10 protein-coding genes are annotated in these 13,291 nt (G+C 50.7%); 5 read left to right on the forward strand and 5 right to left on the reverse strand.

The window, feature by feature from the left end; all coding sequences use genetic code 11:
- Positions 1 to 1,340 precede the first annotated feature (1,340 nt).
- Together N2K84_RS12695 and N2K84_RS12700 are read right to left on the reverse strand one after the other, a co-directional pair.
- Positions 1,341 to 2,459, reverse strand: a complete 1,119-nt coding sequence (locus tag N2K84_RS12695; protein WP_282592197.1) for a pyridoxal phosphate-dependent aminotransferase — start codon at positions 2,457 to 2,459, stop codon at positions 1,341 to 1,343.
- Between the two features lie 222 nt (positions 2,460 to 2,681).
- Complete coding sequence (locus N2K84_RS12700) at positions 2,682 to 3,692, reverse strand: glutamine synthetase beta-grasp domain-containing protein (protein ID WP_282592198.1); 1,011 nt, start codon at positions 3,690 to 3,692, stop codon at positions 2,682 to 2,684.
- Between the two features lie 421 nt (positions 3,693 to 4,113).
- On the opposite strand from N2K84_RS12700, the gene N2K84_RS12705 reads away from it, so the two are divergent.
- Positions 4,114 to 5,679: a TldD/PmbA family protein gene (locus tag N2K84_RS12705; RefSeq protein ID WP_282592199.1), complete on the forward strand. Its 1,566-nt coding sequence runs from the start codon at positions 4,114 to 4,116 to the stop codon at positions 5,677 to 5,679.
- A gap of 29 nt (positions 5,680 to 5,708) precedes the next feature.
- Positions 5,709 to 7,025 (forward strand): TldD/PmbA family protein, encoded by a 1,317-nt coding sequence (locus N2K84_RS12710; RefSeq protein WP_282592200.1) that lies wholly within the window; start codon positions 5,709 to 5,711, stop codon positions 7,023 to 7,025.
- A gap of 225 nt (positions 7,026 to 7,250) precedes the next feature.
- Here N2K84_RS12710 and N2K84_RS12715 read toward each other — a convergent pair whose 3' ends face one another.
- Complete coding sequence (locus N2K84_RS12715; protein ID WP_282592201.1) at positions 7,251 to 7,505, reverse strand: hypothetical protein; 255 nt, start codon at positions 7,503 to 7,505, stop codon at positions 7,251 to 7,253.
- A gap of 20 nt (positions 7,506 to 7,525) precedes the next feature.
- On the opposite strand from N2K84_RS12715, the gene N2K84_RS12720 reads away from it, so the two are divergent.
- A complete protein-coding gene (locus tag N2K84_RS12720) occupies positions 7,526 to 8,524 on the forward strand; it encodes an adenosine kinase (RefSeq protein ID WP_282592202.1) in 999 nt (332 codons plus the stop codon).
- On the opposite strand, the gene N2K84_RS12725 is transcribed toward N2K84_RS12720, so the two are convergent.
- Both N2K84_RS12725 and N2K84_RS12730 read right to left on the reverse strand, forming a co-directional pair.
- Positions 8,521 to 9,135 (reverse strand): deoxynucleoside kinase, encoded by a 615-nt coding sequence (locus N2K84_RS12725; protein ID WP_282592203.1) that lies wholly within the window; start codon positions 9,133 to 9,135, stop codon positions 8,521 to 8,523. The genes N2K84_RS12720 and N2K84_RS12725 overlap by 4 nt on opposite strands.
- Before the next feature lie 64 nt (positions 9,136 to 9,199).
- Positions 9,200 to 10,717, reverse strand: coding sequence for a GH3 auxin-responsive promoter family protein (locus N2K84_RS12730; RefSeq protein WP_282592204.1), 1,518 nt, complete (start codon positions 10,715 to 10,717; stop codon positions 9,200 to 9,202).
- A 575-nt stretch (positions 10,718 to 11,292) separates the two neighbouring features.
- Here N2K84_RS12730 and N2K84_RS12735 point away from each other — a divergent pair.
- Positions 11,293 to 11,832 (forward strand): CvpA family protein, encoded by a 540-nt coding sequence (locus tag N2K84_RS12735; protein WP_282592205.1) that lies wholly within the window; start codon positions 11,293 to 11,295, stop codon positions 11,830 to 11,832.
- A 122-nt stretch (positions 11,833 to 11,954) separates the two neighbouring features.
- The gene (gene tyrS / locus N2K84_RS12740) at positions 11,955 to 13,247 is read left to right on the forward strand and encodes a tyrosine--tRNA ligase (RefSeq protein ID WP_282592206.1); all 1,293 of its coding nucleotides are present in this window, start codon (positions 11,955 to 11,957) and stop codon (positions 13,245 to 13,247) included.
- The last annotated feature ends 44 nt before the right edge of the window (positions 13,248 to 13,291 follow it).

Below are 13,291 nucleotides of genomic sequence, written 5' to 3' on the forward strand. Positions count from 1 at the left end.
TCAGGAAGATGGAGGAGTGAAGATAAAAATGAGCCTTGACTTTTTTTGATTCCTTTTTGGTGTCAAGACAAAAAAGGGATTGGGGTTTGGGGCAAGGCCCCATCGTATGTTTCCGGCTGAAATATTTTCGATTATTGATTAACGATTCCCGATCAGTTCAACCCGCTTCGGGGTTGTGGGAGCGCTTTTATTTTGCGCCGTCCCCCCAATTCGATTGGGGGTGATGAATGGTTCGATCCCCTTCGTGATCCGGCTTCAATGGGAGTTTTCAGTTGCCAGTTTTCGGTTTTCAGTTTTCAGCCGCCAGTTGCAATGACGCCTGCTTGAAGTGCCCCATTCATCATTCGACATTCATCCTTCGACATTCATCATTCATCCTTCCAAAGGTCTGCGTCTAATTTCATTCGTCATTGCAGATTGCTTCATTCCGCTGCGCTTCATTCGCAATGACGCCTGCTTGAAGCACCCCATTCATCATTCGACATTCATCATTCATCCTTCCAAATGTCTGTGTCTAATTTCATTCGTCATTGCAGATTGCTTCATTCCGCTACGCTTCATTCGCAATGACGCCGGTTTGAAGCACCCCATTCATCATTCATCATTCCAAAGGTCTGTGTCCCATTTCTTTTGTCCTCTGGCCGGACGGGCCCTTCCTTTTCCAGTCGATGAAAAGGAAGCAAAAATCTTGTCAAAACGAACCCTCGGCCGGGCGTTTTGACGGCCCCCGCACTCGCTTCGATCCGGAGCCTTAGCAGTAGGACCCGGCATTGGAATCTGTTGCTTTGGTGTCGCATTTTTTTGCGGTGCGGCCTATAGAAATCCGGGGGAGTTTTGTGGTGTGAACCCTACTCCGAAGGAGTTACAAGTTCATCACCGCCAGTGGTACTGGCGGCAGACGAGAACGTTTTTTCCCGGAACTCTGAAGGAGTTCAATCGTTTCCGGATGGTTCAACCCGCTTCGGGGTTGTGGGAGCGCTATTATTTTGCGCCGTCCCCCCAATTCGATTGGGGGTGATGAATGGTTCGATCCCTTCGTGACCCGGCTTCAATGGGAGTTTTCAGTTGCCAGTTTTCAGTTATCAGTTTTCAGCAGCCAGTTGCCAGTTTCCAGCGGCTAGTTTTAAATCATAACGATCAAAATAAATCCGCATCATCCGCGTCTAATTTCATTGGTCATTGCAGATTGCTTCATTCCGCTGCGCTTCATTCGCAATGACGCCAGCTTGAAGCTCCTCATTCATCATTCGACATTCAACATTCATCCTTCCAAATGTCCGCGTCATCTGCGTCCCATTTTTCGGTGCAACGCGCCCCATTCATCCTTCGACATTCATCATTCATCCTTCCAAATGTCCGCGGCAGCTGTTCAGCGCGTCAATCAGGCGCTGGTCATTTTTTCGGCCCTGCGAGGCTACCCGGATGTGAAACTGGTCCAGCCCAACCTTGTTGGAGCAGTCGCGCACATATACACCGTAGCCTTCCAGCAAGCGGTATTGCAGTTCCTGAGCAGTCAGGCCGTTCTCGATCTTCAATAAAATAAAATTGCTCCCGGTGGGATAAACCTTGTACCCGGGAATGTTTTTGAGATTTCGGTATAAATACCGGATATCGCGGACAATGCGCCGCACGGATTTTTGATAAGCTTCGTCGGTTTTTTTCAGCATCGAAAGAAAAAGCTCGGCCAGGGTGTTGATGTTCCACACCGGCAGCAGGCGGCGGATGCGGGTTAAGTAGCCGGTATTGGCCGTGCAGCAGTAGCCGAGCCGTAAGCCCGGCACGCCGCAATGTTTGCTCATGCTGCGAACGATAAGCAGGTTGGGGAAGTCGGCGACGAAGGGCATCAGGCTGGCTTGTTCTTCCCCGGCGAAGTCGATGAACGACTCGTCCACCACGATTAGTTGCAGGTGCCCCATTCGTTTCAGGAAGGCCAGCATGTCGTGGCGCGGGATGAACTGCCCCGTGGGGTTTCCCGGATTGATGACCAGGGCGGCAGTCAGGTTGCGCTGGTCGATCCAATCGCCAAAATGCATTAAGTCCAGGCGATAGTCCGTTTCCGTCGGCAGCTGGTACAGGTGTGCTGCGCCCGAATCCCGTAATTTCTCCAGGTATTCGCTGAAGGTAGGGACGGGAATGGCGATCTGATCGATCAGCTCCTGCTCTACCAGGGTGATCAGTTCGGTGGCGCCGTTGCCAAGAATCAGGTGGTCGGGGTTAACCTTTAGCACGGCAGCCAATTCCTGTTGGGCCAGGCGCGGGTTGCTCGACGGGTAGGCTTTGATGGCCTCCGGCATTTTTCGGGCCAGTTCGCGCACCATGGCCCGGGTGGGGTAGTAGGGGTTGGCGATAAAGCAAAAATCAATCACCTGGTCGAGCTGATCTTCGCCCACCATATCTGCCAGTGCGGGTGAGTGCGACGTCTCGGCAAACAGCGACCGGTTTATTTTTATCTTTTTCATGCAGAATGATTCATAGGTTCTTCGAACAACCAGCCGTTCCCGGATTCCGTTCTGTTGAAGGATATCCGTGGCGGTCATTAAGTCTTCGGCTGCAGCCTGCAAAAATAGCAAATTAACAGGAGGATGCTTTCCCGGATAGGACGAATCTGTGGTTCCCGGTTTGGCAGAAAGTAAAAAAGCCGTCCTTTCGGACAGCTTTTTCTATGTTGTGCAATGGAATGCTTATTTGACGCCGTGAACCGTTTTGATGATACGGGCAGCCACTTTGTATGGGTCAGCGTTTGAAGCCGGACGACGGTCTTCCAGCCAGCCTTTCCAGCCACTTTCAACAGTAGCAACCGGGATACGGATGGAGGCGCCGCGGTCGGATACGCCGTAGCTGAAGTCGTGGATCGAGGCTGTTTCGTGTTTGCCGGTCAAACGTTGATCGTTGTAGGCACCATAAACGGCGATGTGTTCTTTCACAACCGGACGGAAAGCTTCGCAAATTTTCTCGTACGTTTCTTTTGAACCGCAGGTTCTCAGTACCGAGTTGGAGAAGTTGGCGTGCATGCCCGAACCGTTCCAGTCAACATCCTGGCCCAGGGGTTTTGGGTGCAGCTCAATGATGTAGCCATATTTTTCAGCTGTTCTTTCCAGCAGGTAACGGGCTACCCAAATTTGGTCGCCGGCATTGTGTGCGCCTTTGGCGAAGATCTGGTATTCCCACTGTCCGCAAGCTACTTCCACGTTGATGCCTTCAATGTTCAAGCCAGCTTCCAGGCAAAGATCCAGGTGTTCTTCCACGATGTCGCGTCCGTAAACTTTGTCACCGCCTACACCGCAATAGTAAGGTCCTTGTGGTTTCGGATAGCCATTTTTAGGAAAGCCTACCGGCATGTTGGTTTCCGGATCGTAGATGAAATATTCCTGCTCGAAGCCGAACCAGAAGTCTTCGTCTTCGTCGTCGATGGTGGCGCGGGCGTTGGATGAATGGGGAGTATGGTTGGCATTCAAAACCTCGGTCATCACCAGATAGCCATTGGTGCGGTCAGGATCCGGAAAAATAGCAACCGGTTTCAACAGACAGTCCGAAGAACCACCCTTGGCCTGATTTGTTGAAGAACCATCGAACGACCACATGGGGCAGTCTTCCAGGTTTCCGCTAAAATCTTTTACAATCTTTGTTTTGCTTCTCAGCCCTTGTGTTGGCTCTGAGCCATCCAGCCAAATGTACTCGAGTTTTGATTTCATGTTGTTACAAATTATAAGTTAATGACGTGTATTTTTTAATATTTGATGGCAAAAATAGGTTGGATTGGCGAAAATATAAAGAAAAACCGATCATTCTGTAAAAAGTTAATAAAAAATTTACATAGAATCCGGTTTTTTCGTGATAAGCCTACGTAATTACGGGGGTGATGGATTCAAAAGTATAAAAATAATTTCGACGGGCCGTAGGGTTGGAATAATGTCTTTCAAAAATAATATTGTTTTTCGGAATCCTGCCCCTTTTTTTGGCAAGGTGCCTTTAGGCGCTGAAGCTTTAACTGCTTGTGACTTCTTATCGTGGGGGAGTACTAACCCGGGACCCATTTCTTTTTTCGGTTCTTTCAAAAAAAATGGCTGAAATTTTCGTCAGTAAACCGTAATTTTAAGGGTTAAAATGGAACCAATGCAGGAAAATACAAATGAAACCCTTAATCAGGAACACATGAACGTTAACCGAAGAGTTTTTCTAAAAACCAGCGGGACTGCTGTGGCCGGGAGTATGCTCCTTCCGGCTTTTATCCAGTCGTGTCAGGGTAGCCCGCTGTCGGCAGGCTTGCAAGCCTACCTCGATCATTTTGAAGTAAACGCGCAAATCCTTCAACGGGTGATTGCTACGGCACTCAGCAAAGGAGGCGACTATGCTGATCTGTTCTTCGAGCACAAGGTTCAGAATAGTCTGGCTTTGGAGGACGGCCAGGTAAACCGGGCTTATTCCAATATCGACTATGGGGTGGGTATCCGTGTGCTGAAAGGCGACCAAACGGGCTTTGCCTATTCGGAAACCGTTACGCCCGAGGCCATGCTGAAGGCGGCCAACACGGCAGCCAACATTGCCAGCGGCGCCAAAAATATCAGCGCTGCGGATTTGACGGAGGCCAGCCGCCCGGATTATTACGCCATTCAGAAAAACTGGGAAGAGGTGGGCGTGCCCGACAAAATTCCCTTCATCCAGCAATTAAATGACAAAATCTTCGCGATGGACGAACGGGTAAGCAAGGTGAATGCCTCGTTGACCGATGAAACGTCGTATATCCTTTTTTATAACTCGGAGGGCACCATCACTTTTGATTACCGTCCGATGGTCAGCATGGGCGCTTTTTGTATCATGGAAAAAGAAGGGCAGATTGAAAACGGCTATGCCTCCCGCTCGTTCCGCATGGGCTTCGAGTTTCTGAACGACGAGGTGGTTGACCTGTTGGCTAGGGAAGCTGTTGAGCGGACGGCCATTCTGTTTGAGGCTACCAAGCCTAAAGCGGGCGAAATGCCTGTGGTGATGGGGGCTGGCGGCTCGGGAATCCTGCTGCACGAAGCGATCGGCCATACCTTTGAGGCCGACTTCAACCGGAAGGGAACGTCCATTTTTGCGGATAAACTGGGTAAAAAGGTGGCCGAAAGTTTTGTCAACATTGTGGACGACGGCACCTTGCCGGGAAACCGCGGCTCCTTGAATATGGACGACGAGGGGGTTGCCTCCGAAAAAACATACCTGGTGAAGGATGGTGTGCTGAACAGCTATATCCACGACCGCATCAGTGCCAACTATTACCAGGTGGCTCCCACCGGGAACGGACGCCGACAGTCGTTCCGCCACATGCCCCTGCCGCGCATGCGTTCCACCTACATGGAAATCGGGCCTCACACCAAAGACGATATCATTGCCAGCGTGAAAAACGGTATTTATGTTGATAATTTCAGTAACGGCGAAGTGAAAATCGGCGCCGGCGACTTCACCTTCTTTGTCAAGTCGGGCTACCTGATCGAAAACGGACAGCTGACCCGGCCAATCAAGGATATCAACATTATTGGCAACGGGCCTCAGGCGCTGGCCGACATCACCATGTGTGCCACCGACTACCTGATTGACAACGGCACCTGGACTTGCGGTAAATCGGGCCAATCGGTTCCGGTAACTTGCGGCTTACCTACCGTGTTGGTGAAAAAGTTAACGGTTGGCGGCCTGAGCGCCTAATTCATGATTGATTTGAAAATTGAAACAAAATGACAAAAGAAGAAAAATATAGTCTGGCCAACTGGGCCATACAGCATGCCCTGGATCACGGCGCCGACCAGGTGGCCATATCCATTGCGCAAAGTAAAAGCAGTCAGGTGGATGTACGCGAGCAGAAAATCGACACGCTGAAGGAAGCCATCCAAAGCGGACTGACCATCCGCTTGTATGTCGAAGGCAAATACTCGGCACACAGCACCAACCGGCTCGATCAGACGGAGTTGGCCCGCTTTATTGAGCAGGCGATTGCCGGTACCCGGTACTTGTCGGCTGACCCGTTTCGCTCGCTGCCCGAGCCGTCTTTGTACTATAAGGGCGACGGGGCCGATCTGAAAACAGTGGATCGCGGATACGACCAGCTTGACCCGGCCACCAAGGTGGAACTGGCCTTTCAGGTGGAAAATGAAGTTTGGAAGAAGGACGACCGCATCATTTCGGTGACTGCCGGCTATTCGGACTATACCAACAATGTGGTGATGGTGACCAGCAATGGTTTCAGTGGCGACAGCGAACGCAGCACCTTTGGCCTTTCGGCATCGGTGTCGGTGAACGGCGGCGATGCCCGTCCCAGTGAAGGCTGGTCGGAACGGGCTATTTTATTTGATAAGCTGGTGAAATCGGGGATTGGCGCCACGGCCCTGGACCGTGCACTGAAGAAGATCGGACAGACAAAGATCGGTTCCGGCAAGTACAACATGATTGTGGAGAACCGGGCGGTGGGCCGCTTGTTCAGCCCGCTGATCAATGCCTTGAATGGCTACAGTATTCAGCAGAAAAACTCCTTCCTGATCGATAAGATTGGTGAGCGGGTGGCTTCCGAAAAGCTGATGCTGACCGATGATCCTTTTATTGTTGGCGGGCATGGCTCGCGGCTGTTCGACAACGAAGGGCTGGCCGCCCAAAAAAGGGTTGTTTTTGACAAGGGCGTGCTGAGTACTTATTTCATCGATACCTACTATGGTAAAAAGCTGAACATGGCACCCACTTCGGGTGAAACCACAAACCTGGTGTTCGAAACCGGGAGCACCAATCTGGAGGGGCTGATCAAAGCTATGAACAACGGGATCCTGGTGACCGGCTTTAATGGCGGGAATACGAACGGTTCGACCGGTGATTTTTCGTACGGGATAGATGGCTTCCTGGTCGAAAACGGCGAAGTCGTTCAGCCTGTTTCGGAGATGAACATCAGTGGAAATATGAAGGAATTGTGGATGGCCCTGGCCGAGGTGGGAAACGACCCGTATCTGCTGTCGAGCTGGCAAACACCTTCGCTGCTGTTCAATAAGATCGATTTTAGCGGTATTTAACTGGCGGGTATTGTCGGTTTATAAAACGAACCCCGGGTGAAAGTTCGAAAGGAAGCTTGCCCGGGGTTTGGTGTTTTTTTATTATGAGAAAAATATGTCGGACAGTTCTTTTGTGGACGTAATATCGGTAGAACAAGAAAGTAACCCCTGATTTCCCAAGTTAGGCAATGGGCAGATATGCCGGATGGATTAATTTGGGCTGTCAGCCGGGGGATGGCATGATAGTCACGACATGTCGTGACCGTAGCTGGCTTTCCCGTTTGCGGCATTTCGGGTTTTATCCGGTGCGTAGGGCCACGGTATGCCGTGGTCAGGCGGATGGTAGCGGGAAGGTGGGTTAACTTGCAAACGAATTCTCTGCGTTGCACTGCTTCCTGTTCCACATTTCATTATTTTTACAGCCGGAAACCGGAAAGCGATGAGTGCTACGATGAAACGTACCAGTGTCTGTCCGGAATAATGATACAACGTGCAGTGCATGCACCCGAAAAGGAAATTGGATGAACAACGAAATCAATCAAAAAAAGATAGTCGGCGTTGGAAGCGCCCTGGTGGATGTGTTGGTTCAGCTGGAAAACGACCAGTTGCTCGATTCATTTAACCTGCCAAAAGGCAGCATGACCCTGGTGGACGCTGCCCTGTCGCAGCAGATCCTGAATTCGACAGCCCGTTTGGACCGTAGTTTTGAAACCGGTGGCTCGGCGGCCAACACCATCCGTGGCATTGCCCAACTGGGCGGTTTGACCGGATTTGTAGGAAAGATCAGTGATGATGAGATGGGGCGTTTTTTCAAGGCGGAATTCGAAAAACTGCACATCACGCCACACTTGTTTTACAGCGCCATCCCAACCGGAAAAGCGGCAACCCTGATCAGCCCCGATTCGGAACGCACCTTTGGCACCTACCTGGGCGCCGCCAGTGAGTTGACCGTGGGCGATCTTCCGGAAACTGTTTTCGCGCCCTACGATTATCTGCATGTGGAAGGCTACCTGGTTTTTAACCACCAGCTGATTGAAGGCTTGCTAAAACTGGCCAAAAAACATGGGCTGAAGATATCGCTCGATCTGGCCAGCTTCAATGTGGTGGAGGCCAACCTGGATTTTCTGAAAAAACTGATCGCCGATTATGTCGATATTGTATTTGCCAATGAAGAGGAAGCCCGCGCATACACCGGTCTGGAACCGGCAGCGGCCTTGGCGCAACTGGCCGGCGAATGTGAAATTGCCGTGGTGAAAATTGGCCGGGAAGGTTCGTTGGTACGCTCGGGCAGTGAGTTTGTCCGGGTGGAAACACCTCAGGTGACCAGCATTGACACCACCGGGGCTGGCGATGTTTACGCCTCGGGCTTTTTGTATGGCCTGGCCAATAATTTCGACCTGGCAAGTTGCGGAAAGCTGGGTTCGCTGTTGGCCAGCAAGGTCATTCAAACAATCGGGGCCAAAATACCGGATGCGGATTGGCCCCAATTGCTGGGTGAAGTACAGCGAATGCGCGGCTAAAACAGGCCGTGTAGCTGCGCGTCAATTTTATCGATCACACTACTCAGGTCTTCGGGGTTGTTGGTGATGTCGATTTTATCGACATTGACGATCAGTAGCTTGCCTGCCTTGTAGCGACTGATCCAGGCTTCGTAGCGTTCATTAAGTTGTTTCAGGTAATCGAGGCGAATGGAATTTTCGTATTCGCGGCCACGCTGCTGGATTTGGTTAACCAGGGTTGGTACGCTGGCCCGCAGGTAAATCATCAGGTCGGGAGCCTTTACCAGCTTGCTCATCAGCTGGAAGAGGCTGGAGTAATTCTGAAAATCGCGTGTTGACATCAACCCCATGGCGTGCAGGTTGGGCGCAAAAATCTCGGCATCTTCATAAATGGTCCGGTCCTGGATGACTGTTTCGCCCGAACGCTGAATGTTGAGCACCTGGTTAAAACGACTGTTCAGAAAGTAAATTTGCAGGTTGAACGACCAGCGCTGCATATCTTCATAAAAATCATTCAGGTACGGGTTTTCGTCCACGTCTTCGTAATGGGGTTTCCACCCGTAATGTTTGGCCAGAAGTCCGGTCAGGGTGGTCTTTCCGGCGCCAATGTTTCCTGCAACAGCTATGTGCATGTCTGATATTTTAGTTTGAATTAACGTACAAATTTAATGATTGCGGTGTCCCCGGCTCCATGCTTTACATTCTTTTTTGAAGATCGAGCAATTCGTCCAGGTATTTCCGGTCGTTCGATAAACGCGGGATTTTATTTTGTCCGCCCAGCTTGCCGCGATGTTTCATCCAGGTATAAAACAACCCTTTGCGGGCAACAATCACCTCCGGCCGGTCGAGGGTGATGCTTTTGTGGCGCTTGGCCTCATAATCCGAGTTGAGTGTTTTCAGGGTGCCGTCCAGTACCGATACAAAATGATCCAAATCATCCGGTTCCTGGTCAAATTCGATGATCCACTGATGGGCGCCTTTTTGGTTCTCGCCCATAAACACCGGGCCGGCTGTGTAATCGCGAATGGTGGCATGGGTGCGGTGACAGGCCACGTTCAGCGCCTCCTCGGCATTGTCCACAATCAGTTCCTCGCCAAAGGCATTGATGTAATGTTTGGTGCGCCCGGTAATTTTTAGCTTGAAGGGCCTTTTCGACGTGAAGCGTACCGTGTCGCCAATCAGGTAGCGCCACAATCCTCCGTTGGTGCTGATTACCAGCGCGTAGTTTTTGCCGGTTTCCACCTCGTCGAGCGACAGGCACGGCGGGTTTTCTTCGTGAAAATGGTCCATCGGGATAAACTCGTAATAGATGCCGTAATCCAGCATTAGTAACATGTCGTCGCTGTCGGGGTTATCCTGAATGGCAAAAAAACCTTCCGAAGCATTGTAGGTTTCCATGTAGTTCATCTGCTCCGAGGGGATCAGTTTCTGATATTGCTCTTTGTAAGGGTCAAACTTGATGCCCCCGTGGATGAACACTTCCAGGTTGGGCCACACCTCCAGAATGTTGTTCTTGCCGGTGGCTTCGAGCACCCGGCGCAACAAGACCAGGTACCACGAAGGCACACCGGCCAGTGAGGTTACATTCTCGTTGCGTGCCTGGGCAATAATTTTCTCCACCTTTTCCTCAAATTCGCCAATCAGAGCCACCTCGGCGGGCGGGGTCCGGTAAAACTCCGACCAGAAGGGGGTGTTCTCGATGAGGATGGCCGACAGGTCGCCAAAGTAGGAGTTGTTGTTGAAGTTGCTCACCTGGTGGCTCCCGCCCAGCGTGAGGGTTTTACCGAACAATACGCCCGATTCAGGATTGTTCTTCAGGTAAATGGCAAACACGTCGCGGATGCCGCGGAAATGAACATCTTCGAGCGACTGCTTGCTGACGGGAATGAATTTACTTTTGTCGTTGGTGGTGCCCGATGATTTGGCAAACCACTTGATTTCGCCGGGCCAGAGCAGGTTGCGTTCGCCTTTCATCATCCGTTCAATATCCGGGGCAAAATCTTCGTAGCGCTGTACCGGGAGCCGGTTCCTAAATTCTACTTCGCGGGTAATCGATTTAAAATCATATTTCTTTCCCCATTCTGTATTTTTTGCTTCATTCAAGAGATCAAAAAGAACTTCCCGCTGGGCGTCAATAGGGTGTTTTTTGAACAGGTCGATTTCGTAAATCCGCTTAAAATTTACCCAGTTAATGATCGAGTTGATAATCGGCATGGCGGTGTTTTGTTTTTTTTCAGATTCAACGAAATTAATGTTTTCGGACAAACGGCAGCTTCTATTTTTGAAATTTTCACAAAATGGCAAGCAGAATTGCTTCCGGCGATCAGGGAAATCGTTTTTAAAATATAGTTCACCCTTTCCATGCACATGTGCCTCAAAAGCTTCCAATGCATGAGGCATTTCCGGTAGGTGCAGGATAAGTTAATATGGGCTATCCACGGGCTATGGCATGTTGGTCACGACGTGTCGTGACCGTACCTGGCTTTCCCGTCTTGGGGCGTTTCGGATTTTATCCGGCGTGTAAGGCCACGGTATGGCGTGGCCGGAGGGATGGTGACAACCTAAAAAGAGCCGTTTAATATCTTCTAATAGAAAGAATGGCATTTAATTCCTAAATGCGATTTCCCTGTTCCGGCGATGGATGAGGGAAATATTTTTTACTTTTACTCGTTGTAAGCCGGACAGCGATTTCAGTCGGGCTTTTTGCGGTCGGGGGAGCACGAGGATGGGCAGGATTGAAAACCGGCTGTACCGGATCTTGAAAAGACATTTTAAGTTGCTGCATACATATGAATTACATTGACATTATTCTGGGCGTCCTGCTCGTTATCGCGGCCTTTCGCGGCTTTAGCAAGGGTTTTATTGTTGAGCTGGCATCGCTGGCTGCCCTGGTACTCGGGGTGTGGGGTGCCATCCATTTTTCTCACTTTACAGCGGGGTATATCCGCGAAACGTTTGATTATCAGCCGGAACATTTGGGATTGATCGCGTTTTTCATCACCTTCATCCTGATTGTTGTGGTTGTTCATATTCTGGGCAACGCACTCGACCACCTTGCTCAGGCCCTGGCCCTGGGGTTTATCAATCACCTGGCCGGGCTCTTGTTCGGGATTGTGAAAACAGCTGTCATTCTAAGTATTCTGCTGGTTATTTTTGACCGGGTTGACGAACGTTCGCACTTGATCCCGCAGGAAGACAAAGAAGCTTCGCGGGTGTATGAGCCGCTGAAAAGCCTGGTGCCCACCTTGCTGCCGTTCTTAAATTTTTGGGATGAAGCCGGTCTGCCGCTTAAGGAAAACCGCTCCGATGAAACGGAAAAGGTGGCTTAGAAATAAGTAATTTATATCTTTGCCGCAACTTACCGGAAGCGGTGGCCTGCTGCTCAAGCTTTTCAGCGGGAAGAAGGCCATTTTAACCGGAACCGGATCTGAATTAACTCAAATAGAAACACATGAATTTTGTTGACGAACTTGGCTGGAGGGGCATGATCCATGACATCATGCCGGGAACAAAAGAACAATTGGATAAAGAAATAACTACAGCCTATGTCGGGATTGACCCGACTGCGGACTCACTGCATATTGGCCACCTGGTGGGCGTGATGATGTTGAAGCATTTTCAGTTGGCCGGGCACAAACCCATCGCGCTGGTAGGTGGCGCTACCGGTATGATTGGCGATCCCTCGGGAAAATCGCAGGAACGCAACCTGCTCGACGAGGCTACCCTTCGCCATAACGAGGCCTGCTTGAAAGGGCAACTGGCCCGCTTCCTCGACTTTGAGTCGGATGCCCCTAACGCTGCTGAGCTGGTGAATAATTACGACTGGATGAATGAATACAGTTTCCTGGATTTTATCCGCGACATCGGGAAGCACATCACGGTAAATTACATGATGTCGAAGGACAGCGTGAAGAAGCGCCTGGGCGAAGAGGCAAAAACAGGGATGTCGTTCACCGAGTTTTCGTACCAGCTGGTACAAGGAACCGACTTCCTGCACCTGTACCGTACCAAAGGCTGCAAGCTGCAAATGGGTGGTTCCGACCAATGGGGAAACATCACCACCGGCACCGAACTGATCCGCCGCAAAGAGGGTGGGGAAGCTTTTGCACTTACTTGTCCGCTGATTACCAAAGCCGATGGCACTAAATTCGGTAAAACCGAGTCGGGCAACGTGTGGCTGGATGCCAAGCTCACCTCGCCCTACAAATTTTACCAGTTTTGGCTGAACACTTCGGATGAGGATGCCGAGCGGTACATCAAAATATTTACTTTGCTGGGCCAGGAGGAAGTGGAACAGCTGGTGGCCAAGCATCAGGAAGCGCCCCACCTGCGCGAGTTGCAGAAGAAACTGGCCGAAGAGGTGACGGTGATGGTGCATTCGCGCGCCGATTATGAGATGGCTGTGGAAGCCTCGCAAATCCTGTTTGGCAGTGGCACTGCCGAAACACTCCGTAAGTTGGATGAAGCCACTTTCCTGTCCGTTTTTGAGGGTGTTCCTCAATTTACAGTGGCCAAAACAGCCCTCGAAGCCGGTGTAAATGTGGTTGATCTGTTGGCCGACCATACGGCGGTTTTCCCGTCGAAAGGCGAATTGCGCCGTACCATCAAAGGAAATGGCTTGAGCATCAATAAAGAAAAGATTGGCGACCAGGAACTGGTGGTGACTGCTGATTATTTGATTGGCGGAAAATACCTGCTGGTACAAAAAGGCAAGAAAAATTATTTTCTGCTGATTGCCGAATAAATGTCTGACGGCAAGTCCCGGTTCCCGACTGGGGCTTGTTGTTG

The organism is Gaoshiqia sediminis, assembly GCF_025907915.1.
In the GTDB taxonomy this organism is placed as follows: Bacteria; Bacteroidota; Bacteroidia; order Bacteroidales; family Prolixibacteraceae; genus Gaoshiqia; species Gaoshiqia sediminis.

Coding starts and splice junctions, on each gene's coding strand:
- N2K84_RS12705 (WP_282592199.1), top strand. CDS start 4,114: ATGCAGGAAAATACAAATGAAACCCTTAATCAGGAACACATGAACGTT.
- N2K84_RS12695 (WP_282592197.1), bottom strand. CDS start 2,459: ATGAAAAAGATAAAAATAAACCGGTCGCTGTTTGCCGAGACGTCGCAC.
- N2K84_RS12735 (WP_282592205.1), top strand. CDS start 11,293: ATGAATTACATTGACATTATTCTGGGCGTCCTGCTCGTTATCGCGGCC.
- N2K84_RS12710 (WP_282592200.1), top strand. CDS start 5,709: ATGACAAAAGAAGAAAAATATAGTCTGGCCAACTGGGCCATACAGCAT.
- N2K84_RS12725 (WP_282592203.1), bottom strand. CDS start 9,135: ATGCACATAGCTGTTGCAGGAAACATTGGCGCCGGAAAGACCACCCTG.
- N2K84_RS12720 (WP_282592202.1), top strand. CDS start 7,526: ATGAACAACGAAATCAATCAAAAAAAGATAGTCGGCGTTGGAAGCGCC.
- N2K84_RS12730 (WP_282592204.1), bottom strand. CDS start 10,717: ATGCCGATTATCAACTCGATCATTAACTGGGTAAATTTTAAGCGGATT.
- N2K84_RS12715 (WP_282592201.1), bottom strand. CDS start 7,505: ATGCACTGCACGTTGTATCATTATTCCGGACAGACACTGGTACGTTTC.
- tyrS (WP_282592206.1), top strand. CDS start 11,955: ATGAATTTTGTTGACGAACTTGGCTGGAGGGGCATGATCCATGACATC.
- N2K84_RS12700 (WP_282592198.1), bottom strand. CDS start 3,692: ATGAAATCAAAACTCGAGTACATTTGGCTGGATGGCTCAGAGCCAACA.